This is a genomic window from Methylobacterium carpenticola (assembly GCF_042748905.1).
Classification (GTDB): Bacteria; Pseudomonadota; Alphaproteobacteria; order Rhizobiales; family Beijerinckiaceae; genus Methylobacterium; species Methylobacterium carpenticola.
Genome location: NZ_JBHZEO010000001.1, coordinates 3,984,776 through 4,006,962 on the forward strand (window position 1 = coordinate 3,984,776; position 22,187 = coordinate 4,006,962).

The 22,187-nt window shown below is 72.1% G+C and carries 21 protein-coding genes; 10 read left to right on the top strand and 11 right to left on the bottom strand.

Annotated elements, in window-relative coordinates; translation table 11 throughout:
- Nucleotides 1-67: 67 nt before the first annotated feature.
- The 5 genes from ACE101_RS18635 to secG form a co-directional block, all read right to left on the bottom strand.
- Entirely contained in the window at nt 68-298 is a 231-nt protein-coding gene (locus ACE101_RS18635; protein WP_379132508.1) for a hypothetical protein, read from the bottom strand.
- Between the two features lie 124 nt (nt 299-422).
- Nucleotides 423-1,964, bottom strand: a complete 1,542-nt coding sequence (locus tag ACE101_RS18640) for a S10 family peptidase (protein WP_379132511.1) — start codon at nt 1,962-1,964, stop codon at nt 423-425.
- A 24-nt stretch (nt 1,965-1,988) separates the two neighbouring features.
- A complete protein-coding gene (locus ACE101_RS18645; protein WP_379132513.1) occupies nt 1,989-2,441 on the bottom strand; it encodes a DNA polymerase III subunit chi in 453 nt (150 codons plus the stop codon).
- Between the two features lie 628 nt (nt 2,442-3,069).
- The gene (gene pyrG, locus ACE101_RS18650; RefSeq protein ID WP_379132515.1) at nt 3,070-4,698 is read right to left on the bottom strand and encodes a CTP synthase; all 1,629 of its coding nucleotides are present in this window, start codon (nt 4,696-4,698) and stop codon (nt 3,070-3,072) included.
- Between the two features lie 157 nt (nt 4,699-4,855).
- Complete coding sequence (secG, locus tag ACE101_RS18655; protein WP_379132518.1) at nt 4,856-5,281, bottom strand: preprotein translocase subunit SecG; 426 nt, start codon at nt 5,279-5,281, stop codon at nt 4,856-4,858.
- 256 nt (nt 5,282-5,537) lie between these two features.
- Between secG and ACE101_RS18660 the strand changes: the two genes are divergently transcribed.
- Nucleotides 5,538-6,284 (top strand): FkbM family methyltransferase, encoded by a 747-nt coding sequence (locus ACE101_RS18660; protein WP_379132521.1) that lies wholly within the window; start codon nt 5,538-5,540, stop codon nt 6,282-6,284.
- 23 nt (nt 6,285-6,307) lie between these two features.
- Here the strand turns inward: ACE101_RS18660 and ACE101_RS18665 are convergent, their stop codons facing one another.
- The 4 genes from ACE101_RS18665 to ACE101_RS18680 all read right to left on the bottom strand — a co-directional run bounded on the left by ACE101_RS18665 (nt 6,308) and on the right by ACE101_RS18680 (nt 12,437).
- Complete coding sequence (locus tag ACE101_RS18665) at nt 6,308-7,930, bottom strand: methyl-accepting chemotaxis protein (RefSeq protein ID WP_379132523.1); 1,623 nt, start codon at nt 7,928-7,930, stop codon at nt 6,308-6,310.
- A 399-nt stretch (nt 7,931-8,329) separates the two neighbouring features.
- Nucleotides 8,330-8,818: a tRNA (N6-threonylcarbamoyladenosine(37)-N6)-methyltransferase TrmO gene (gene tsaA, locus ACE101_RS18670; protein WP_379132526.1), complete on the bottom strand. Its 489-nt coding sequence runs from the start codon at nt 8,816-8,818 to the stop codon at nt 8,330-8,332.
- A complete protein-coding gene (locus ACE101_RS18675) occupies nt 8,815-11,109 on the bottom strand; it encodes an amylo-alpha-1,6-glucosidase (RefSeq protein WP_379132528.1) in 2,295 nt (764 codons plus the stop codon). Before ACE101_RS18675 ends, tsaA begins: the two co-directional genes overlap by 4 nt.
- 188 nt (nt 11,110-11,297) lie before the next feature.
- The gene (locus ACE101_RS18680; RefSeq protein ID WP_379132530.1) at nt 11,298-12,437 is read right to left on the bottom strand and encodes a glycosyltransferase family 4 protein; all 1,140 of its coding nucleotides are present in this window, start codon (nt 12,435-12,437) and stop codon (nt 11,298-11,300) included.
- A gap of 347 nt (nt 12,438-12,784) precedes the next feature.
- On the opposite strand from ACE101_RS18680, the gene rpmI reads away from it, so the two are divergent.
- The 8 genes from rpmI to ACE101_RS18720 all read left to right on the top strand — a co-directional run bounded on the left by rpmI (nt 12,785) and on the right by ACE101_RS18720 (nt 19,638).
- On the top strand, nt 12,785-12,985 hold the full coding sequence (rpmI, locus tag ACE101_RS18685) for a 50S ribosomal protein L35 (protein ID WP_379132532.1): 201 nt from the start codon (nt 12,785-12,787) through the stop codon (nt 12,983-12,985).
- Nucleotides 12,986-13,035: 50 nt separating this feature from the next.
- Nucleotides 13,036-13,413 (top strand): 50S ribosomal protein L20, encoded by a 378-nt coding sequence (gene rplT / locus ACE101_RS18690; protein ID WP_379132534.1) that lies wholly within the window; start codon nt 13,036-13,038, stop codon nt 13,411-13,413.
- Nucleotides 13,414-13,803: 390 nt separating this feature from the next.
- Entirely contained in the window at nt 13,804-14,886 is a 1,083-nt protein-coding gene (pheS, locus tag ACE101_RS18695; protein WP_379132537.1) for a phenylalanine--tRNA ligase subunit alpha, read from the top strand.
- A gap of 22 nt (nt 14,887-14,908) precedes the next feature.
- Entirely contained in the window at nt 14,909-15,232 is a 324-nt protein-coding gene (locus ACE101_RS18700) for a hypothetical protein (RefSeq protein WP_379132539.1), read from the top strand.
- Complete coding sequence (locus tag ACE101_RS18705) at nt 15,229-15,624, top strand: hypothetical protein (RefSeq protein WP_379132541.1); 396 nt, start codon at nt 15,229-15,231, stop codon at nt 15,622-15,624. The genes ACE101_RS18700 and ACE101_RS18705 overlap by 4 nt, the downstream gene beginning before the upstream one ends.
- Before the next feature lie 19 nt (nt 15,625-15,643).
- Nucleotides 15,644-18,070 (top strand): phenylalanine--tRNA ligase subunit beta, encoded by a 2,427-nt coding sequence (gene pheT / locus ACE101_RS18710; RefSeq protein WP_379132543.1) that lies wholly within the window; start codon nt 15,644-15,646, stop codon nt 18,068-18,070.
- A gap of 39 nt (nt 18,071-18,109) precedes the next feature.
- On the top strand, nt 18,110-19,000 hold the full coding sequence (locus ACE101_RS18715) for a DUF1186 domain-containing protein (protein ID WP_379132545.1): 891 nt from the start codon (nt 18,110-18,112) through the stop codon (nt 18,998-19,000).
- Nucleotides 18,964-19,638 carry a VOC family protein gene (locus ACE101_RS18720; protein ID WP_441005381.1) on the top strand — a complete coding sequence of 225 codons (675 nt, stop codon included), beginning with the start codon at nt 18,964-18,966 and terminating at the stop codon, nt 19,636-19,638. Before ACE101_RS18715 ends, ACE101_RS18720 begins: the two co-directional genes overlap by 37 nt.
- 64 nt (nt 19,639-19,702) lie before the next feature.
- Here ACE101_RS18720 and purN read toward each other — a convergent pair whose 3' ends face one another.
- Together purN and purM are read right to left on the bottom strand one after the other, a co-directional pair.
- Nucleotides 19,703-20,365 carry a phosphoribosylglycinamide formyltransferase gene (gene purN / locus ACE101_RS18725; protein ID WP_379132547.1) on the bottom strand — a complete coding sequence of 221 codons (663 nt, stop codon included), beginning with the start codon at nt 20,363-20,365 and terminating at the stop codon, nt 19,703-19,705.
- A complete protein-coding gene (purM, locus tag ACE101_RS18730; RefSeq protein ID WP_379132550.1) occupies nt 20,362-21,429 on the bottom strand; it encodes a phosphoribosylformylglycinamidine cyclo-ligase in 1,068 nt (355 codons plus the stop codon). Before purM ends, purN begins: the two co-directional genes overlap by 4 nt.
- Nucleotides 21,430-21,588: 159 nt before the next feature.
- On the opposite strand from purM, the gene ACE101_RS18735 reads away from it, so the two are divergent.
- Entirely contained in the window at nt 21,589-22,131 is a 543-nt protein-coding gene (locus ACE101_RS18735) for a CDP-alcohol phosphatidyltransferase family protein (RefSeq protein WP_379132553.1), read from the top strand.
- The last annotated feature ends 56 nt before the right edge of the window (nt 22,132-22,187 follow it).

Consider the following 22,187-nt stretch of genomic DNA (forward strand, 5'->3'; position numbering starts at 1 on the left):
GGTAGCGCCCGAGGCCGGGACCGCGGGCGACCGGAGCCCGCTCCGGCCGCCGGTGCGGTGCGCTGTGTCACTTCACGACGCGGTCGAGGCGGTTGTTGACGAAGAAATAGAGCTCCTTGCCGCCCGGTTCAGCGTAGAGGACCTGCACCTCGCGCTGTCCGCGCCCGCTCTCGCCCACGAGCACGTCGGTCGGGCCCTTGCCCTTCAGGCGCACCAGCTCGCACTCGCCGATGCCCGGCGCGATCTCGGCCGCCGCGGTGGGTGCGGGCCCGGTGCAGGTGCCGTCCGGGGCGAGCACCGCCCCGCATAGGGCGGGGGCTTGGGGGCCGGAATCGCCACGGCCGGGGCGGCGCGGTCCGGATTGCCGCCGCAACCGCCCAGCAGCAGCGCCCCCGCCAGACCGGCCATCCGGATGCTCGCCCTCATCGTCCCTCGCCGATTCCCTGCCGCGCCGTCAGCGCCGCCTCGTAGAGGCGCAAAGCCTCGCCCCGGAGCGCCGCCCGCGAGGCCTGGCGGGAATAGAACATGTGGCCGCCCGGGAAAACCGCCAAGCTGAGGCGCCGCTCCGTCCCGTAGGCCGGCAGCTGATCGAGGATCAGCTTCGAGGCGAAGTAGGGGGTCACGAGGTCGGTGTAGCCGTGCGCCACCAGCACCCGCAGGGAGCCGTCGAGAGCGAGGGCTTGGCGCAGGTCGCTCACTACCTCGGGCGGAGAGCGGCCCGAGCCCCAGTTCCAGGCGCGGTTCACGCTCGTGCTGAGGAGTTCGTAGCGCAGGTTCGTCACCCGCCAGTTCAGGGTGCGGGTGGTCAGGTCCACCATCGCGCTCGACAGGGGGGCCTGCATCGCCGAGAGGAGCGGGTCCTCGAAGCCCGCATGGGCGGCGTTCGGCTCCGGATCCCAGCCGGTGACGCCGGTGTCGTAGGCGCTGGCGACGCGCCCGTCCGGGCGCCCGCTCTCGCGCTGGAAGCTGCCCGCCGAGATCCGGCCGGCCTGCCGCCGCACCAATTCCGGATCGAGCCCGGTGAGGGCGGCGACGCGCCGGCCGAGGCGGTCGCGGGCCTCGCCGTTCTGCGGGCCGCGCAGCAGGTCGGAGAGGTACTCGCCGGTGGCGTAGGCCTCGGCCTCGGCCATCGTTCCCGGGTCCGGGGTGAGGCCGCGGCGCTCCAGGCCCGCCGCCGCCAGCGAGGGCAGGCGGGTGACGTCCCCGAGCGGGTTGTGGCGCGGCGGCTGGAGCCAGCCGAAATCGAGGACGGGCGAGAGCAGCACGAGGCCCGAGAGCCCGATGCCGACATCGTCCTGCAGCTTGCGGGCGATGAGCGGGCCGCGGAAGCCGCCGTAGCTCTCCCCGAGGAGGAATTTCGGCGAGGTCAGGCGGTCGTTGGTGCGCAGCCAGCGGGCGATGGCGGCCGAGAGGACCGAGGCGTCGGCATCGACCGCATAGTAGCGCTTGGCGTCGTCGCCCGCCGCGCGGCTGTAGCCGGTCCCGACCGGATCGAGGAAGACGAGGTCCGTGAAGTCGAGCCAGGTCTCGCCGTTGGGCACCGGCACCGGCGTCGCCGAGGGGCTGATGCTGGCGCCGTCGAGGGGCAGGCGCCAGGGGCCGACCGCGCCGAGGTTGAGATAGGCCGAGGCCGCCCCCGGCCCGCCGTTGAGCGCGAAGGTGACCGGCCGGGCGACCGGGTCGCGGCCCGGCAGGGTGTAGGCCGTGAAGGCGATCTCCGCCTGGAGCTTGCCGGCCTCGTCCACCAGGGCGAGGCTGCCGGCCACCGCCTGGAAGGCGAGGCTGCGCCCGTCCGGCAGGGTCAGGGTGTGCTGCGTCACCGCGTCGGGCGGCAGCTTGCGCCCCTCGGGCTGGCGGGCCTCCGCCTGCCGCGCCTCGGCGGACCGCGGCTGCGGCTGCGGCTGCGCGAGGACGGGGGGCGCCGCCGCGGCGAGCGCCCCGAGCAGCATCAGGATGCGGATCATGCCTCGTCTCCTCCCGGGCCGGCCTCAGGCCTTCTTCTGCCAGCGGCCGCTCTCGTCCTGCTGCCAATAGGCGACGCTGTGGCCCGCCCCCTTGGCGGCGCGCCACTGCTCGCGGGCGAAGAGCAGCGCGTCCTGATCGGTCCCGTCGAACAGGACGCAGATGCGCGCGTAGTCGCCCGCATCCTCCGGCAGGGCCGCACCGTCGACGAGGAAGCGGATCGACGCCCCGTTGGGGTTGGTCTCGCGCAATGTGAGCACCACGGGCTGGGTCGCGGCATCGGGCTCGCGGTCGGTCCCATGGGGCAGGAAACTCTCGTCGGAGAAGGTCCAGAGATGATCGTCGAGCGCCTGCAGGCGCTCCTCGCCCGTCGCCTGGATCGCGACGCGCCAGCCCCGCTCCAGGGATTTCTCCAGGAGGCTCGGCAGCACCGATTCCAGGGGTTGGCGCTGCATGTGGTAGAAGAGGATCTCGGTCACGCCGGCAAGATAGGGTGCGCGCGCGACGGGGTCACGGCACGATCGCGTGCGGCACGGCGCGCCGATGGCGGCCGCACCGGAAACCCGTGATGCCTCCGCCACAGCGGGGCCGATGCCGCTGGCGCCACGGAACGGGCTGTCGCGGCGTCACGTCGACACGGGCGGCGGCTGGAACCTGACCGCCACCATGCTCCACGGCGTCGTCACCGAGGGGCGGGCGCCGACCGGGGCGCGCTATCCCGACCGTCTCAACCTCGACCGACCTGCCGACGCGAATCGCGGGCTGCCGGCCGCAGCGGCCGGTCGCGGTGGGCGGTCTCGCCGGCTGCGATCTCGGCCCGGTGACCGTGCCGCCTTCGTCACGCGCGACCCGATCGAGCGGACCTCCAGAGGCGCCGAGACCTGCGGATGGGTGTGGCTGATCGTGCCGATCGTGCAGGACGCGACCGAGGCGGAGCCGGACCGCCCGCTCGCCACCCACCGGCGGGCGGAGCAGCGCCCGGCCAGACCTGGGGCCGGCGTGTCATACGGTTTCCGGATGATCGCTTCGCGATGCGGAAACCGGCCTCGCTCAGGCGCCGCGCGGGCTCGTGATACGGTTTCCGGAAGTGATCTTCCGGAAACCGTATCAGACCAGCCGGCTCTGCACCACCGCCGCCTCGACGAAGGACTTGAACAGCGGGTGCGGCTCGAAGGGGCGCGACTTCAGCTCCGGGTGGAACTGCACGCCGATGAACCAGGGATGGCCCTCGACCTCGATGGTCTCCGGCAGGAGCCCGTCCGGCGAGGTGCCGGAGAAGCGCATCCCGGCCGCCTCCAGCCGCTCGCGATAGGCCATGTTGACCTCGTAGCGGTGGCGGTGGCGCTCGGCGATGGCGGTGCCGCCGTAGATCTGCGCGATGCGCGTATCCGGCGCGAGCTTCGCCGTGTAGGAGCCGAGCCGCATGGTGCCGCCGAGGTCGCCCTCCGCCACCCGGCGCTCCAGCTCGTTGCCGCGCATCCACTCGGTGAGAAGGCCCACCACCGGCTCCGGCGTGGGGCCGAACTCGGTGGAGTTCGCCTCCGCGATGCCGGCGAGGGAGCGCGCCGCCTCGACCACGGCCATCTGCATGCCGAAGCAGATGCCGAGATACGGGATCTTCCGCTCGCGGGCGTAGCGGGCCGCGCGGATCTTGCCCTCGGCGCCGCGCTGGCCGAAGCCGCCGGGCACCAGGATGCCGTTCAGCCCCTCCAGGAACGGCGCCGGATCCTCCCGCTCGAAGATCTCGGACTCGATCCATTCGAGGTTGACCTTCACCCGGTTGGCGATGCCGCCGTGGGTGAGCGCCTCGATCAGCGACTTGTAGGCGTCCTTGAGGCCCGTGTACTTGCCCACGATGGCGATGGAGACCTCGCCCTCCGGGCTCTTCACGCGCTCGGAGATGGTGCGCCAGCGGGTGAGATCGGGAGCGCTCGTCGCCTCGATGCCGAACAGCGCCAGCACCTCGCGGTCGAGGCCCTCCTCGCCGTAGGAGAGCGGCACGTCGTAGATCGAGGCGACGTCCCGCGCCTCGATCACCGCCGATTCGCGCACGTTGCAGAACTGCGCGAGCTTGCGGCGCTCCTCGCGGGGGATCGGCCGATCGCAGCGGCAGAGCAGGATGTCGGGCTGGATGCCGATCGAGCGCAGCTCGGCCACCGAGTGCTGGGTCGGCTTGGTCTTCAGCTCGCCCGCCGAGGGGATGTAGGGCAGGAGCGTCAGGTGGATGTAGGCGCACTGGCCCCGGGGCAGTTCCTGGCCGAGCTGGCGGATCGCCTCGAAGAAGGGCAGGCCCTCGATGTCGCCCACCGTGCCGCCGATCTCGACCAGCACGAAGTCGTAGCCCTCGTTCCCGTCGAGGACGAACTCCTTGATGGCGTTGGTGACGTGCGGGATCACCTGGATCGTGGCGCCCAGGTAATCGCCGCGCCGCTCCTTGGTGATGATGTCGAGGTAGATGCGCCCCGTGGTGATGTTGTCGGCCCGGGTCGCCGGGACGCCGGTGAAGCGCTCGTAATGGCCGAGGTCGAGGTCGGTCTCGGCGCCGTCGTCGGTGACGAAGACCTCGCCGTGCTGGGTCGGGCTCATCGTGCCCGGATCGACGTTGAGATAGGGGTCGAGCTTGCGCAGGCGGACCTTGTAGCCGCGCGCCTGCAACAGCGCCGCGAGGGCCGCCGAGGCCAGCCCCTTGCCGAGGGAGGAAACCACGCCGCCGGTGATGAAGACGTACCGCGTCATGGGACCTGCTCCATACAACGGCGGGGCCGCATCGCCAAACGCCGGGGCTCAAACGGGACCGGACCCGGGCGGCGGCGCCGGCCGGATCCACAGGAAAACTGTCCGGCGGGCCGGAAGGCCCGCCGCCGGTATCGCGATTCGGACGGGGCTGTCCGCGTCAGCGCGACTGCGGCGCGGCCGGAGCCGCGGGGGCCGCCGGCGCCGGAGCGGGGGCCGGCGTCGCGGGTGCGGCCGGCGCATCGCCCTGCTGCTGGCGCAGCTGGTCGAGCAGGTTGCCGCCCGGCGCCGGAGCAGGCTGGCCTGCGGCCGGCGCACGGGTCTGGCCCGCGCCCTCGAAGATCGAGCGCGGTGCGGCCGTGCGGTGCGACAGGATCGCCAGCACCATGCTGGTGGTGAAGAACAGGGCGGCCAGGATCGCGGTGGCGCGGGTGAGCGCGTTCGCCTGGCCGCGGCCGGTGAGGAACCCTTGCGTGCTGCTTCCGCCGCCGCCGAGGCCGAGCCCGCCCTCGGAGCGCTGCAGCAGCACGACGGCGATCAGCGCGAGGACGATGATGAGGTGGACGACGATCAGGACGGTCTGCATCGGGCTTCCAGTGGCGACGCCCTGGCGGGCCGCCAACGTGCGAACGGCCGGCGCGCCGTCAGACGCCCGGTCCGCGAATAGGGCGCGCTCGTACACGAGAACCGCGCCGAGGCCAAGCGCGGCACACCGTCCCCGTGTTGCACGCGGGCCGGGTGCCCGATGCGCCCGGGACATGGCAGAAGGGCGGCACCCGGCCGCGCGAGGCTCTCCACTCGGGAGGCCGAAGCCGTGAAACCGAAGCGATGAGAGCGAGGTCATGAGACCGAACGGCACCGCGGCCGCCACCGGGCGGTCGCTGCGCATCTATCACGGGCCGCAGGCGCCGCGGGCGGCGATGGACGCTCTCTATCGCCGCTTCGTGCGCCCGGGCGACCTCGTCTTCGATGTCGGCGCCCATGTGGGCGACCGCGTCAGCGCCTTCCGGCGCCTCGGCGCCTGCGTGGTGGCGCTGGAGCCGCAGGCCGGCCCGGCCCGGGCGCTGCGACTCATCCACGGCCGCGATCCCGGGGTGACGCTGCTCCCCGTCGCGGCGGGGGATGTGGAGGGCGAACTCGTGCTGCACCTCAACCCGGCCAACCCGACCGTCTCCACCGCCTCACCGGCCTTCGTCGCGGCCGCGCGGGAGGCCGCCGGCTGGGAAGGGCAGGTCTGGGATGCGCGCGCGGCCTGCCCGGTCACCACCCTCGACCGGCTGATCGCCCTCTACGGCCGGCCCGCCTTCGTGAAGATCGACGTGGAGGGATTCGAGGACCGGGTGCTCGCCGGGCTGAGCACGCCGCTTCCCGCCCTGTCCTTCGAGGTCACCACCATCGCGCGGGAGGTGGGCCTGCGCTGCCTCGACCGCCTCGCCGCCCTCGGCTCCTACGGCTTCGATCTCGCCCTCGGCGAGAGCCAGGTGCTGTCGCTCGGCCGGTTCGTGGAGGCGCGGGAGATGCGGGCGGTGCTGGCCGCGCTCCCGCACGCGGCGAATTCGGGCGACGTCTACGCGGTGCTGCGGGGATGAGCGGCGCGGGGGATCCGATCGCCTCACGCCGCCTCGATGCCGGCCAGGAACCCGCTCACCTCGCGCGCGAGGCTCTCGGAGCGGCCGGACAAGGCCTGGGCCGCCTCCAGCACGCGGGCGGCCGCGTCGCCGGTGGTGTCCGCGCCGCGGCGCAGGTCGGTGACCGTGCCGCTCACCTGGGCGGTGCCGTGGGCCGCCTCCTGGGCGCTGCGGGCGATCTCGCGGGTGGCGCAGCCCTGCTGCTCCACCGCCACGGCGATGCCGGTCGCCGCTTGCGACATCGCGCCGATGACCTCGCCGATGCGCTGAAGATCCGCCACCGCGGCCTTGGCGGCGCTCTGGATCGCGCCGACATGGCCGGTGATCTCGGTCGTCGCCTGGGCGGTCTGGGTGGCGAGATCCTTGACCTCGGCGGCGACCACCGCGAACCCCCGGCCCGCCGCGCCCGCCCGCGCCGCCTCGATCGTGGCGTTGAGCGCGAGCAGGTTCGTCTGCGCCGCGATCTCTGAGATCACCGCGACGACGCGGCTGATGCGCCCGGCGCTCTCGGCAAGCTGCTGCACCGTCGCGTCCGTGCGGGCCGCATCCGCCTGCGCCTGGCCCGCGATCCGCGTCGAGGCGCCGACCTGCTCGACGATCTCCTGGATCGAGGCGGACATCTCCTCGGTCGCCGCCGCCACGGTGGCGACGTGGGACGAGGTCTGTTCCGCCGCGCCCGCCACCGTCGCGGTGTGCCGGGCCGAGAGATCGGCGCTGCCCACCATGGTCCGGGCCGAATCCTCCATCGCGTGCGCGGCCGTCGCGAGGTGCCGCACGAGGCCGCCCACGCTCCGTTCGAGGGCGCGGCCGAGTTCCGTCATCTGGGCGCGCCGCGCCGCGGCGGCGTCCCGCTCGGCGGCGGCCCGGGCGTCGCGCAGGCGCTCGGCCTCCGCCATCGCCTGCGCGAAGACCGCCATGCTGGCCCAGATCTCGCCGATCTCGTCCCGGCGGCGCGCAACCGCGGGCAGCCGGTAATCCCCCGCCGCGAGCGCCCGGATGGCGCCGGTGACGCCCTGGAGCGGGCGCCCGATCTGGCGCTGGGCGACGAGGGCGCCGAGGGCCACGGAGAGCAGGGTGCCGCCGAGGGCGAGCCCGGCGAGCAGGCGGAGCCGCGCGGCGAAGAGCTGCTGCGTCTCGGCTTCGATCGCCGCCGCCGCCTCCTGGCTGCGGGTCGTCAGCGCGTCGATGGCCGCCTGGAAGGCCCGGCGGTTGGCGCGGTTCGCCTCGTTGTTGCCCTGGCGATTCGCCGCCTGCGGCGAGACCTCGCGGGCGAGCCGCACGGTTTCGAGCCGGAAGCTCCGGAAGGCCGCGGCGCCCTTGAGCACCGCGTCGAGGAGCGGCCGCTCCTCGGCGGGCACGACCGGGACCCAGCGGGCGAGGAGCGCGTCGATCTCGTCGAGGGAGATCACCAGGGCGTCGGTGAACTTGCGCGCCTCCGCCACGTCCGCCGCCCCGTAGATTCCGCGGGATTCCATGACCGCCGCGGTGACCAGGCGGTTGAGCCGTTCGCTGTAGAGCGCCCGCGTCGAGACCGCCTTGACCGCCTCCAGATCCGTGTTGACGGCCGAGAGCGACTGGATGCCCAACGCCGCGACGAGCAGCGTCACGCTCCCGAGACATCCCAGGAGAGCGAGGAGTTTGGTCGTGATGCGCATGAGCCGGGCCGGGACTGAGGATGCATTGATGCATCTACCCGCGGGGTCTTGCGAAATCGTAACGCGCCGGGTTCCGATGGAGAACAGGTGAGCACTGATCAAAAGATGGGAGCGCGATATTCGGCAATGTCCGGCGCCGAATATTGTCAGGACCGGACTGATCGGCTCCGCCGGTGGCAAGACGCTGCCGAAGCTGGGGAGAGTGGATCGCGCGCGCGGCGAACCGGACACGATCCTGCGCATCCGGTGCACTTCATCGATCCTCTTGGCCGATCCCTTGGCAGATCCCCTGGCCGATCCTCGGTCCCTCGTCCGGGCGGCCATGATCCCTGCGGCAGGCGGCGGGGCGGATCACGCCTCGCGCCAGCCGACCCGGGCCTCCGGCTTCGAATCCGTGGTGGCGAAATAGGGCTTGAGGTCGAGGAGCGGGGTTCCGTCGAGACAGTCGAGGCCGCGCACGGTGAGGCGGTTCTCCTCGATTCCGACGAGATCGGCCACCGAGAGGGCGATCGGGTTCGGGCGCGCCGGCGAGCGCAACGCGAAGGTGCCCCGCGGAGCCCCCGCGTGGCGGGGCCGCTGCACCAGGAGGCCGCGGGGCGCCCGATCCATCCAGTAGAGCACGATCACGTGGCTCGTGCCCGCGAGCGACAGGAGGCCGGGGGCGAAAAGCGGATCGACCTCGATCGTGCAGAGCGCGTCCGTCTGGGTGCCGTTCTTGGGGCATTCCGCCCGTCGGGTCCACGGCGTGCGGATGCGCCCGATGAAGTGGAGGCCGGCATCGTAGTCCGGGGAGAGGGCGATCGCCTCCTCCCCGGGACGCAGGCCGAACTCGTCGCTCACTTCAACAGCACCACCTGTGCGTCGCCCTTGCGGCGCAGGACGCTGACCGTGACGTCGGACCCGTGGCGGTGCAGCAGCAGGTCGACGCGGGAGGGCCCGAGCTTCAGGTTGCGGATCAGCACCTCGTCGAGGAAGCCGGGCAGGATCGGGTCTCGGAAGCGGATCCGGTTGCGGTCGTGGCGCAGTTCCAGCCCCAGGCAGGCGGCCAGGAAGGCGAAGGGCGCCGCCGCCGCCCAGGCCTGCGGGCTGCAGGCGACGGGATAGTTCGTCGGCCCGCGCTGCTTGCGCTGGCTGAAGCCGCAGAACAGCTCCGGCAGGCGCCGTCCGTCCTGGTAGAGCGCGGCGCCGTGCTGGCCCTCGAACACCCGGGCCGCCGCGGCCTTGTGGCCGTAGCGGGCGAGCCCGAGGGCCACGATGGCGTTGTCGTGCGGCCAGATCGAGCCGTTGTGGTAGGACATCGGGTTGTAGCGCGCCTCGCCCTGCGCGATGGTGCGCACGCCCCAGCCGTTGAACCCGTCCTTGCCCATCAGCACCTCGGCCACGGAGGCCCCCCGCTCCGGCAGGGCGATGCCGGTGAAGAGGGCGTGGCCCGCATTCGAGGCGCGCACCGCGCAGGGGCGCTTCTCGCCATCGAGGGCGAGCGCGTAAGTGCCGATCTCCGGCACGAAGAAGGCCTTGTCGAAGGCGATGCGCAGGCGGTCGGCGGCGTCCTTCATGCGCTCGGCGAGGGCGGGATTGCCGAGGACCGTCGCGAGCTTCGCGGCCGCCCGCTTGGCGGCGTAGACGTAGCCTTGCACCTCGCAGAGCGCGATCGGCCCCTGCGCCATGCGGCCATCCGCGTGGAAGATCGAATCGTGGCTGTCCTTCCAGCCCTGGTTGGCCAAGCCCTTGTCGGTCTCGCGGGCGTATTCGACGAAGCCGTCGCCGTCCCGGTCGCCGTAGAGGTCGATCCATTCGAGGGCGGCCAGGATGTTCGGCCAGATCGCCTGGATGGTCTCCTTGTCGCCGGTCTGCTCGAAATACTGGCCCGCCAGCATCACGAAGAGCGGCGTCGCGTCGATGGTGCCGTAATAGAGGGAGAACGGCACCTCGCCGAGATTGGCCATCTCGCCGTGGCGGGTCTCGTGCAGGATCTTGCCGGGCTGGGCGTCCGCCGCCGGATTGTGGGTCTTGGCCTGCGTCGCCGCGAGGTAGCGCAGCACGCCCTTGGCGATGTTGGGGTCGATCCACAGGGTCATCATCGCGGTGATGATGCCGTCGCGCCCGAAGACCGTGCTGTACCAGGGGATGCCGGCGTAGGGGTAGATTCCGTGCGTCGTGCGCGTCGCCAGCATGTAGAGGTCGGCGGTCGCCCGGCAGGCCGCCTCGTTGAACTGGTCGTTCGAGCTCTCGATGGTGGTGATGTCGGCGGTGGCCGCCCGCAGGTCGCGCCGCGCGTCCCGGTAGGCCAGCGCGAAGGCCATGCCCTCGCCCTTGGCGTGGCCCTCCTCGCGGCGCGGGTTCGGGTAGACCGGCGAGGTGATCGGGAGCGCGCTCCCCGTCACCGCGACGAGGCTGTCGGCCTTGACGTCGCTCGCATCGAAGATCGCGCGCACGAAGACCGAGGCGCGGCCACCGGGGGCGAGGCGGATCTCGAACTCGGCCCGGTGCGGCTCGATGAGCGCGGGCTTGGGCCCGAAACGCAGGCGCGTGGTGCGCAGGCGGTTGTCGAGGCCCTCGTAGCGGAAGGTCACCTCGTCGGGCCGCGTGACCGCGACGCTGCGCTGGCCGCGCCGCTCGCGGGTGCCGCCGCGCACCTCGAACAGGTCGCGGAAATCCGCATCGAAGGTCAGGGCGAGGCGCAGGTGGCGGGGCTTGGTGTCGTAGTTGCGCAACCCGATGCGGTCGTAGCAGGTGCCCCGGAACATGAACTTGGTGCGATCCAGCGCGATGATCTCGCGCGGGATCGAGGTCTCGTCGCCGGCATCGATGCGGATGTCCGGCGTGGTCATGTCGACCGAGAGCGCGCCGTTGTCGTCCTGGATCACCGAGCCGAGGAGGAGCGGGCGCTGGCCCTCCACCGTGAGCTGGAGACGCGAGAGGAAGCGCGTGTCCTGGAAATAGAGACCCTCGGGGCCCGGAAAGACGCCGATATCGCCGTAGCTGTCGAGCACCGCGAACGCGTCGCCGTGCTTGAGCGAGCGCAGGGGGCGTTCCACGAGCGAGGTCTGGGCCTCGATGTGGTACTGCGGCAGGGGCTCGTCGTCGGGGGAACCGGAGAGGCGGGCGGGGTCCTTCGCGGTCACGACCATCCGGGGAATTCTCCAGGTTTCGAGGCGGATCGGGGAGCGGGACGCGAATCACCGGGCGCGTCCCGCCTCATACGCCCGCCAATGTGGGCCATCCTGCGGCCCGTACCAGGGGCCCGTGCCGGGTCCGGAACGATGAAGGCCCGGCCTCCGCGAGGAGGCCGGGCCTTCGGATCACGCCGGATGGATGATCAGAGCGGCCAGAGGCCGGCCGGCTTCACCCCGTGGACGCCGTTCGCCGCGCCGTTGATCTCGCCGGCCTGTCCGAGGGAGAGCCCCGGCAGCTTGATCGCGTTCGCCTCGGCCGCCAGCAGCGACTCGTAGGCGTTGAGGTAGGAATTCGCCATCACGGTCGCGGTGAAGCGGGTGTCGAAGTAGCGGCGCACCTCGCGGCGGCTCATCGCCTTCACGGTCTCGACCGCGGCGACGGCCTCGTCCATCGAATCGACCACCACGCCCGACACGCCGTCCTTGATCACCTCCGGCACCGAGCCGTTGCGCCACGCGATCACCGGCGTGCCCGCCGACATCGCCTCGATCATCACCAGGCCGAAGGGCTCCGGCCAGTCGATCGGGAAGGCGAGCGCCAGGGCGTTGCCGAGGAATTCGTGCTTCTGGTCCTCGTTGATCTCGCCGATATACTCGATGAGCGGGTGATGGGTCATCGGCTCGATGACCTCGTCCCAGTATTCCTGGTCGGCCTTGTCGACCTTGGCGGCGATCTTGAGCTTCACGCCGGCGCGCTTGGCGATCTCGATGGCGCGGTCGGGGCGCTTCTCCGGCGAGATGCGGCCGAGGAAGGCGAGGTAGCCGCCGTCCTTGGGCTCGGGCGAGAAGCGGCAATTCTCCGCCGGCAGGCCGTGATGGATCGTCGCCAGCCAGTTGGCGTTCGACGGCATCGGGCCGCGCTGGTGGTCGGAGATCGACACGAGCGGCATGCCCGTGAAGGTCCGGTAGACCGGCATGAAGTCCGGCACGTCGAGCCGCCCGTGCAGGGTGGTGACGCATTTGTGGTTCAGATCCTCGAACAGCGGGTACTGCAGGAGGTCGATGTGGAAGTGGATGATGTCGAACTCGTCCGCCCGCCGGCGCAGGTGGTAGAGCATGGCGAGGTGGCTCGCCACGTGGTCGCGGATGCCGGCGAGCCGCAGGCCCTCGGGCGCGCAGGCCACCAGCTTGGCGCTCGTCTCCGAATCGCCGCTCGCGAACAGCGTCACGTCGTGACCCTGCCGGACCAGCTCCTCCGTCAGCCATGAGACCACGCGCTCGGTCCCGCCGTAGAACTTGGGCGGCACCGCCTCCGCGAGGGGGGCGATCTGGGCAATGCGCACGACGAAATCTCCTCAAGACGCCAATTCTGTGTTGGCGGGATCAAGCACGATCGGGCCTGAGCGGGACATGAACGAAACCGCGGCAGTGCGGTTATGGTTCCGGTGCGACGCACAAGACGAGATGGTGCCCGCGCGGGACCCCCGCTGCGCACAGGCTTGCCCGCGTCGCCGGTGCGGGCCGATTGCCGCGATTGCGGGCGGCGGAGGGCTGTGCTAAGGCCCGCGCCTCGACCGAACCGCCCGGCCGTGAGGGCTGCCGTGGCGGTTCGTTTCGCTCCATGCAACCGATGGCGCGGACCCGTCGGGCCTGACGAAGGCCCGGAGGCGCTCGCGTTCAGGAGAGCAAAATGCCCAAGCTCAAGACCAAGTCGGGCGCCAAGAAGCGCTTCAAGATCACCGGGACCGGCAAGGTCCTCTACGCCCAGGCCGGCAAGCGCCACGGGATGATCAAGCGGACCACGAAGCAGATCCGCAACCTGCGCGGCACGACCACCCTGTTCGAGGGCGATGCCGCCAACGTGAAGAAGTACTTCCTGCCGAACGGCTGAAGACTTCGACATACGCGACAATCTGTTTCTGACATTTCCAGGAGATCATCATGGCACGCGTCAAGCGCGGCGTGACGAGTCACGCGAAGCACAAGAAGGTGCTGAAGGCCGCCAAGGGCTATTACGGCCGGCGCAAGAACACGATCCGCATCGCCAAGCAGGCGGTGGAGAAGGGCCTCCAGTACGCCTACCGCGACCGGAAGAACCGGAAGCGCACCTTCCGCGCCCTGTGGATCCAGCGCCTGAACGCGGCGGTGCGCGAGCACGGCCTGACCTATTCGCGCTTCATCGACGGTCTCGCCAAGGCGGGCATCGTGGTGGACCGCAAGGCGCTCTCGGAGCTCGCCATCCACGAGCCGGCGGCCTTCGCGGCCGTGGTCGAGAAGGCCAAGGCGGCGCTGCCCGCCGAGACCGCGCAGGCGGCGTAACCGCGTCAGGCGGCGTAACGGCGTCCACCTTGTCCGCGGGAGGCTGCAAGCTTCCCAGGCAGGGTCCACGCGCTTCGACGGCCCGCCCTCGCGCGGGCCGTTCTCGTTCCGGAGCGGCGCCCGATCAGGTTGCAATCGGGCGCCGCTCCAGGCCTTTGATGTCAGCGCATCGTCTGCGACGAACCGGGATCGCCTTCGTCGGACGATGCGCGAGGCGGGCTTCGCAGGACCGGTCACCGGTTCTGCGACGAAAACCTGCCGTACCTCAAAAACTTAAGCGGACGAAGCGGGGGCACGCCACCGCAAGTCTGCCGAGGCGGTCGCGCCGGCACGGCTTGACCGCATGCGCCCCGCGGGGCAGGGCATCCCGCGCGATCCGGCAGGGACACGATGACCGATCTCCAGAGCCTCGAATCCGACCTCCTCGCGCAGGTTGAGGGCGCCGCCGACGAGGCCGCCCTCGAAGGCGTGCGGGTGGCCGCGCTCGGCAAGAAGGGCGCCGTCTCCGAACTCCTGAAGACGCTCGGCGCCATGTCGCCCGAGGAGCGCAAGGAGCGCGGACCCCTCATCAACGGCCTGCGCGACCGGGTGCAGGGCGCGATCCTGGGCCGCCGCGAGACGCTGGCGGAGGCCGCTCTCGAAGCGCGGCTTTCCGCCGAGCGCATCGACGTCACGCTCCCCGTGCGCGAAGGCCCGGAGACGCGCGGGCGCGTCCACCCGATCACCCAGGTGATCGACGAGATCACGGCGATCTTCGGCGACATGGGCTTCTCCGTCGCCGAGGGGCCGGACATCGAGACGGACGAGCTGAACTTCACCGCGCTGAACTTCCCCGAGGGTCATCCGGCCCGGGAGATGCACGACACCTTCTTCCTGCCGCCCGGCCGCGACGGGAAGCGCAAGCTCCTGCGCACCCATACCTCGCCGGTCCAGGTGCGCACCATGCGCAGCCAGGAGCCGCCGATCCGCGTGATCTGCCCGGGACGCACCTACCGGCACGATTCCGACCAGACCCACACGCCGATGTTCCATCAGGTCGAGGGGCTGGTGATCGACCGCTCGGCGACCATGGCGCATCTCAAGTGGATCCTGGAGGAGTTCTGCAAGGCCTTCTTCGAGGTCGACAGCGTGAAGATGCGCTTCCGGCCCTCGTTCTTCCCCTTCACCGAGCCCTCGGCGGAGGTCGACATCCAGTGCTCGCGCAAGGGCGGCGAGATCCGCTTCGGCGAGGGCGACGACTGGCTGGAGATCCTGGGCTGCGGGATGGTGCATCCGAACGTGCTGCGCCAGTGCGGCCTCGATCCGGATCAGGTGCAGGGCTTCGCCTGGGGCATGGGCATCGACCGCATCGCGATGCTCAAATACGGCATGACGGACCTGCGTCCGTTCTTCGAGGCGGATGTGCGCTGGCTCGACCATTACGGGTTCCGGCCCCTCGACATCCCGAGCCTCGTCGGCGGATTGACGAGCTGAGGCCACCTCCCCGGGGAGCCGCATGACCCTGCCCGAGATCGAAACCCTCGTGAACGCCGTGCTCAAGGACATCCTGGGGCCGACGGGCTTCGAGCACGCCGAGGTCGAGCCCTGCGTGGATCATGCGGGCGACAAGGCCCTGCGTGTCACGGCGCATTGCGCCCCCGGGAACATCCTGGTTCCCGGACGCCCGAGCGTGCGGGCCATGGGCGCCCTGCGCGGCGCTCTGCTCGACCGTGACGAGGAACGGTGTCCCCATCTCTTCTCCGCCTCCCCGGATGACGAGATCCTGGACGGCGACGAAGAGGCCGCCGATGACGACACGAGGGAGGACGGGCGCGCATGACGCGGCTCGGCAATCCTCTCGTCTACAGTCTTCCGGCCGTTGCGGAGACGCTGTCCCAAGCGCCGAGCGCGGGCAGCGACGGGCACGCCGCCCTGCGACGTGCCGTGAGCACGGCCTACGACGCGGTCCTTCATGCTCTCTGCTGCGTCTGCGCGGATGCCTTGGTCGGCTGGTCTCGTCGCGACACGATGGGGGCGATCGATCGCTCCCGCGATCACGGCCCGTCGAAGAGCCGCCTCGCGAGCGCGGAAGCCAAGGCCTTGCTCGGGCCGCAGGCCTTCGATGTGGGCGCCAATCAGGCCCGACAGACCATCACCATCATCGAGGCGCTCGACAGGACGCAGAGGATGAAACTCGCCGTTCCCCTCATCGCGAAGCCGCGGTCCCGTTGAGCCGACGAGGCAGATCCCCATGAAATTCACCCTCTCCTGGCTCAAGGACCACCTCGACACCGACGCGTCCCTCGACGCGATCGTGGAGACGCTCACCCGCATCGGGCTCGAGGTGGAGCGCGTCGACAACAAGGCCGCGGACCTCGCCGCCTACCGGATCGCCGCCGTGCTCACCGCCGAGCAGCACCCGAATGCCGACCGGCTGCGGGTCTGCACCGTCGATACGGGCGACGGCGCGGCGCCCGTGCAGGTGGTCTGCGGCGCGCCGAACGCGCGGGCGGGCATGCGCAGCGTGTTCGCGCCCCCGGGCACCTACGTGCCGGGCAAGAACATCACCCTCTCGGTCGGCACGATCCGGGGCGTCGAGAGCCGCGGCATGCTCTGCTCGGGTGCCGAACTCGGCCTCTCGGAGGATCACGACGGCATCCTCGACCTTCCCGCCGACGCCCCCGTGGGGCAGGCCTACGCGGCCTATGCGGGCCTCGACGATCCGGTGATCGAGATCAACCTGACGCCGAACCGGCCCGATTGCACCGGCGTCTCCGGCATCGCCCGCGACCTCGCGGCGGCGGGCCTCGGCACGCTCCGGCGCGAACCGCTGCCGCCCCTGCGCGGGGAGGGCGCCTGCCCGGTCGCCGTCACCCGCGACTTCGCGCCCGAGGACGGGCATCTCTGCCCGCTCTTCGGCCTGCGCCTCGTGCGCGGCGTCAGGAACGGCCCCTCGCCGGACTGGATGCAGCGCCGCCTCAAGGCGATCGGCCTGCGGCCCATCAACGCCCTCGTCGACATCACCAACTACGTCACCTTCGACCGGGGGCGGCCGCTCCACGTCTTCGACGCGGCCAAGGTGACGGGCAATCTCACGGTGCGCCGGGCCCGCGAGGGCGAGGAGCTGCTCGCCCTCGACGGGCGCAGCTACCGGCTCGACGACGGCATGGTCGTCATCGCGGACGAGGCCGGGCCGGAATCCCTCGCCGGCATCATGGGCGGCGAGCATTCGGGCTGCGACGAGACCACCACCGACGTGCTGATCGAATCGGCGCTCTGGGACCCGCGCAACATCGCCCAGACCGGCCGGCGGCTCGGCATCATCACGGATGCCCGCTACCGCTTCGAGCGCGGCGTCGATCCGGCCTTCACCCTGCCGGGCCTCGATCTGGCGACCCGGCTGGTGATGGATCTCTGCGGCGGCGTGCCGACCGAGGCCGCGGTCGCGGGCGACTTGCCCGAGTTCGACCGCGTCATCGACTTCCCCTGGACCGAGGTGCGCCGCCTCTCCGGGCTCGACCTGCCGCGGCCGGAGATGAAGGTCACGCTCGAAGCCCTCGGCTTCCACGTCTCCGGCAGCGGCGACCGGGTGAAGGTGCTGCCGCCCTCCTGGCGGCCCGACGTCGAGGGCAAGGCCGACCTCGTCGAGGAGGTCGTGCGCATCGCCGGCCTCGATCGCATCGAGGCCAAGCCCCTGCCGCGCATCGAGGCGGCGGTGATCCGCCCGGTCCTCACCGTGCTGCAGAAGCGCACCCGGCTCGCCAAGCGCGAACTCGCCGCCCGCGGTCTCGTGGAGGCGGTGACGTGGTCGTTCATCGCCAAGGCCGAGGCCAAGGCCTTCGGCGGCGGCAGGCCCGAGCTGGCGCTCGCCAACCCGATCGCCGCGGACCTCTCCGACATGCGCCCGAGCCTGCTGCCGGGCCTGCTGCGGGCGGGCCAGCGCAACGCCGACCGTGGCACCGGCGACGTCGCCCTGTTCGAGGTCGGCCAGTGCTTCGCCTCCGACGAGCCGGAGGGGCAGACCATCCGGGCCGCGGCGCTTCGCCGGGGCACGGCGCGCTTCGCCGGAGCGGGGCGGCACTGGGACGGCGCCGCGCGGGCCGTCGACGCCTTCGAGGCCAAGGCGGATGCGCTGGCGCTGCTGGCGGCGCTCGGGGTTCCGGCCGGCGGCCTTCAGGTCGTCGCGGGCGGGCCGGACTGGTTCCATCCGGGCCGCTCCGGCACCCTGCAATTCGGGCCGCGCAACCCGGTCGGGCATTTCGGCGAATTGCACCCGCGGGTGCTCAAGGCCCTCGACGTGAAGGGGCCGGTGGTGGCCTTCGAGATCGTGCTCGATGCCCTGCCGCTGCCCAAGCACAAGCCCACCAAGGTGAAGCCGGCGGTCAGGCTCTCCGACTTCCAGCCCCTCAGCCGCGACTTCGCCTTCGTGGTTTCGCGCAGCGTCTCCGCGGGTGATATCCTCAAGGCGGCGCAGGGTGCGGAGCGCAACCTCATCGCGGGTGTCGAGGTGTTCGACATCTACGAGGGGCCGGGCATCGGCGAGGACCAGAAGTCCGTCGCCGTGGCGGTGCGCCTCCAGCCCGTCGACCGCACGCTCACCGATGCCGAGATCGAGGCGGTGAGCGCGAAGATCGTGGCCGAGGTGGCGAAGAAGACCGGCGCGACCCTGCGCGCCTGAGAGGCGGCCCCGTCCGGGGCCCTCCGGAGGGAGATGGTGATGACGGATGCGTCGCTCGTCGAGGAGCTCTCGAACGCGGCCCACTTGCCGGAGCGCGCCCTGGCCCGGGCCGTGATGGCGCCCGAGAGCATCGCCGAGCCGGTCCTCGCCCTCCTCGAGCGGGCGGCGGCCGGCGAGAACCTGTCGGTCCCGGACGCGACCCTGCTGTTCTGGGGCCTGCACGTGCTCGCCGCGGTTCGGGACGAGCGGGTCTCCGCCCCGCTGCTGCGCCTGCTGCGGCATCCGGAGGATTTCGTGCTGGAGGTGCTCGGCGACGACTTCGCCGAGACGGCGTCCCGCGTCGTGGCGAGCGTGTTCGACGGGGATGCGGACGGCCTCCTCGCGGCGGCCGAGGCGCCGGGGACGGACGGCCTGCTGCGGATGTCGCTGCTCGGGGCGATCGCCTTCCTCGCCGCCGAGGGCCGGATCGACGCGGGCCGCACCCACGACTTCCTCGTCCGCTTCGACGCGGAGGGCTCGGCGCCGGCGGGCGATCCGGCATGGCAGGGCTGGGAGGATGCGGTCGGCGTCCTCGGCCTCACCGACCTCGCCGACCGGGTGCGGAACTCGCGCCGCACCGGGCGCACGCCCCCCGACATCGCCGCCGCGGCCGATTTCGAGCGCGCCCTGCGCGAGGCCCGGGACAAGCCCGCGAGCCGCAAGCGGTTCGAGCGGCTGCGGCTCGGCTATGTCGGTGACCTCGCCGAAGAACTCGCCTGGACGGCCGAGCCCGATCCGGAGTCGGAAACGGCGGAGCTGCCCGACCTGTCGCCGATGATCCCGCACCACAATCCCTACCGCGATGTCGGCCGCAACGATCCCTGTCCCTGCGGAAGCGGCAAGAAGTTCAAGAAGTGCTGCTACGGCAAGGCCGCGGCGCAGCCGTCCTGACGATGCTGCGGCTCGACCATCTGGTGATCGTCGCGCCGTCCCTCGCGGAGGGCGAGGCGCATGTGCGTGCCTGCCTGGGCCTGCCGATGCAGGCGGGCGGCCGGCATCCGGAGATGGGCACGCACAACCTCGTGCTGCGGCTCGGCGATGACGTCTATCTGGAGGTGATCGCCGTCGATCCCGCGGCGCCCGCACCGTCCGGCCCGCGCTGGTTCGGCCTCGACGAGGCCGTTGCGGTCCGCACGGCCTGGGACAACGGGCGCCGGCTGCGCGCCTGGGTGGCGCGGACCGACGCGATCGGGGCGGTGGTCGCGCGGACCGACAGTCTCGGCGGGCCCGTGCGCGTGTCGCGCGGGACGCGCTCCTGGCTGTTCTCCCTGCGCCCGGACGGCGCGCTCCCGGTGGGCGGCATCGCGCCCTCGGTGATCGATTGGGAGGGGCAGCCGGGGCCGGCCAGCGGGATGACCGATGTCGGCGCGCGGCTCCTGTCCTTCACGGTCGCGCATCCCGAGCCGGAGCGGGTGACGGCGCTCTACGCCCGGCTCGGCATCGCCGACCCGCCCGCGATCACGGCGGGCCCGGAACTGACCTACGGCGCCCTCGTGCGCACCCCCGCAGGGGAGCGAAGCCTGTTCTGAAGCCCGGCCGGGAGGGGCCGCCACGACGAGCGCGAGACGGGCTCATCCCGGAGGCCGGGGGACATCACGCCGGCAGCGACAGCAGCGCCCCCTCGGCCCCACCCGCCTCGGCGGCGAACACCACCCGGCCGCCCTCCAGCCGCGCCCGGCCCGAGGCGACGAGGGCCAGGGCCGCCGGATAGAGCCGGTGCTCCTGCACCAGCACGCGGGCGGCCAGCCGGTCCTCGTCGTCGTCCGGCCGCACCGGCACCGCTCCTTGCGCGATGATCGGGCCGGCATCGAGTTCCGGCACCACGAAATGCACCGTGCAGCCGTGCAGCCGCACGCCCGCCGCCAGCGCCTGGGCATGGGTATGCGTGCCGCGGAACAGGGGCAGCAGGGAGGGGTGGATGTTCACCATCCGCCCGGCCCAGGCCTCGACGAAGCCGGGGGTGAGCACGCGCATGAAACCTGCCAGCACCACGAGGTCGATGCCGTGGGCGCGCAAGCCCGCATCGAGCGCCGCCTCGAAGGCGGCCCGGTCCGGATAGGCCTTGTGGTCGAGGGCGAGGGTGGCGAGGCCGCAGGAGGCGGCATGCGCGAGGCCCGGCGCCTCCGGCCGGTTCGAGGCCGCGAGCACGAATTCCGCCGGATAGGCCGGATCCTCCGCGGCCTTGAGCAGCGAGACCATGTTCGAGCCGCGACCCGAGATCAGGACCGCGGTGCGCGGGCGGGCGGGCCGGGTCACAGGGCGAGCGTGCCCGAGAAGGTGACGGGCGCCTCGCCCCGGGGCGTGATCCGCCCGAGCCGCACCGGGGCCTCGCCGGCCGCGCGCAAGGCCTCCTCCACCGCCGCGACCCGGTCGGCGGCGACGACCACCACCATGCCGATGCCGCAGTTGAAGGTGCGCAGCATCTCGGCCTCGGCGACGTTGCCCGTGCGGGCGAGCCAGCCGAAGACCGGCGGCGCCGCGACCGCGCCGAGGTCGAGGGCGATGCCGACGCCGTCCGGCAGCACGCGGGGCAGGTTGTCCGGGAAGCCGCCGCCGGTGATGTGGGCGAGCGCCTTGATGGCGCCGGGCTCCGTCGCCTTGAGCGCCGCGAGCAGCGGGCGGACGTAGATCCGCGTCGGCGCCAGCAGCGCCTCGCCGAGGCTCTGCCCCGCGGCGAAGGGGGCGGGAGCGTCCCAGCCGAGGCCCGCGGCGGCCACGATCCGCCGCACCAGCGAGAAGCCGTTCGAGTGCACGCCCGAGGAGGGCAGGCCGAGCACGAGGTCGCCCGGCGCGATGCCCGGCACCGGCAGGAGCGCGCCGCGCTCCGCCGCCCCCACCGAGAAGCCCGCGAGGTCGTAGTCGGAGCCGTCGTAGAGGCCGGGCATCTCGGCGGTCTCGCCGCCGATCAGCGCGCAGCCCGCCTGCCGGCAGCCCTCGGCGATGCCCCGCACGATGTCCGCGCCGATCCCCGGGACCAGCTTGCCGGTGGCGTAGTAGTCGAGGAAGAACAGGGGCTCGGCGCCCTGCACGATGATGTCGTTGACGCACATCGCCACGAGGTCGATGCCGATCGTGTCGTGGCGCCCGGTCTCGATGGCGATCTTGACCTTGGTGCCGACGCCGTCGTTGGCGGCCACCAGGATCGGATCCTTGAAGCCCGCCGCCTTGAGGTCGAACAGGCCGCCGAAGCCGCCGATCTCCGCATCCGCCCCGGGCCGGCGCGTCGACCGCACCAGCGGCTTGATCGCCTCGACCATGGCGTTGCCCGCGTCGATGTCGACGCCCGCTGCCGCGTAGGTCAGCCCGTTCTCGCCCGTCATCACCCTCGATCCCCGGATCATCCTTCCGCCCCGTGTAGCGGCTTCTGCGCCGGGCGGCGAGTCGGCCAGGAGCGAAGGTCCCCGCGCAGGTTGCCGCGATGGTGGAGGCGCCGCGCCGCTTCTGCCACGATGCCGGCCCCTCCGGCGCGCCCCCGGCTCATGACGCTGCCCAACCTGATCACCCTCGGCCGCCTCCTCCTCGTCCCCGTCGTGATCGCGATGATCGGGCAGGGGGCCTGGGGCCTCGCCTTCGCGGGCTTCGCCCTGGCGGGCCTGTCGGATGCGCTGGACGGCTTTCTCGCCCGCCGCCTCGGGGCGCAGAGCGAGATCGGCGCCATCCTCGATCCCCTCGCCGACAAGGCGCTGCTGGTCTCGGTGCTGGTGATGCTCGCGGCCGAGGGGGCGGTGCCGGCCTGGCTCGCGGTCGTGGTGGTGGCCCGCGACCTCGTCATGGTGGGCGCGATCCTGGCGATGCGGCTCCTCGGCCGGCGCGTCGCGATCCGGCCGCTCCTGATCGGCAAGCTCAACACCGCGGCGCAGATCGCCTTCGCGGGCGGCGTCCTCGGCCTGCGCGCCCTCGGCCTCGCGCCTCAACCGGCCGAGGGCTGGGCGGCGGTGGCGGTGGCGGTGCTCGCCGTGTCCTCTGCGGCAGCCTACGGTGTGCACGGGCTGCGCGGCACGCGGGACGAAGACCCGGGCTGAGGCGCCCGAAGCATCGGCTTGACCCTCGGGAGCCCTGCTCCCTATCTGCGCCTCGG

Coding starts and splice junctions, on each gene's coding strand:
- ACE101_RS18640 (WP_379132511.1), bottom strand. CDS start 1,964: ATGATCCGCATCCTGATGCTGCTCGGGGCGCTCGCCGCGGCGGCGCCC.
- pyrG (WP_379132515.1), bottom strand. CDS start 4,698: ATGACGCGGTACGTCTTCATCACCGGCGGCGTGGTTTCCTCCCTCGGC.
- secG (WP_379132518.1), bottom strand. CDS start 5,281: ATGCAGACCGTCCTGATCGTCGTCCACCTCATCATCGTCCTCGCGCTG.
- ACE101_RS18660 (WP_379132521.1), top strand. CDS start 5,538: ATGAGACCGAACGGCACCGCGGCCGCCACCGGGCGGTCGCTGCGCATC.
- ACE101_RS18675 (WP_379132528.1), bottom strand. CDS start 11,109: ATGGTCGTGACCGCGAAGGACCCCGCCCGCCTCTCCGGTTCCCCCGAC.
- rpmI (WP_379132532.1), top strand. CDS start 12,785: ATGCCCAAGCTCAAGACCAAGTCGGGCGCCAAGAAGCGCTTCAAGATC.
- rplT (WP_379132534.1), top strand. CDS start 13,036: ATGGCACGCGTCAAGCGCGGCGTGACGAGTCACGCGAAGCACAAGAAG.
- pheS (WP_379132537.1), top strand. CDS start 13,804: ATGACCGATCTCCAGAGCCTCGAATCCGACCTCCTCGCGCAGGTTGAG.
- ACE101_RS18700 (WP_379132539.1), top strand. CDS start 14,909: ATGACCCTGCCCGAGATCGAAACCCTCGTGAACGCCGTGCTCAAGGAC.
- ACE101_RS18705 (WP_379132541.1), top strand. CDS start 15,229: ATGACGCGGCTCGGCAATCCTCTCGTCTACAGTCTTCCGGCCGTTGCG.
- pheT (WP_379132543.1), top strand. CDS start 15,644: ATGAAATTCACCCTCTCCTGGCTCAAGGACCACCTCGACACCGACGCG.
- ACE101_RS18715 (WP_379132545.1), top strand. CDS start 18,110: ATGACGGATGCGTCGCTCGTCGAGGAGCTCTCGAACGCGGCCCACTTG.
- purM (WP_379132550.1), bottom strand. CDS start 21,429: ATGACGGGCGAGAACGGGCTGACCTACGCGGCAGCGGGCGTCGACATC.
- ACE101_RS18735 (WP_379132553.1), top strand. CDS start 21,589: ATGACGCTGCCCAACCTGATCACCCTCGGCCGCCTCCTCCTCGTCCCC.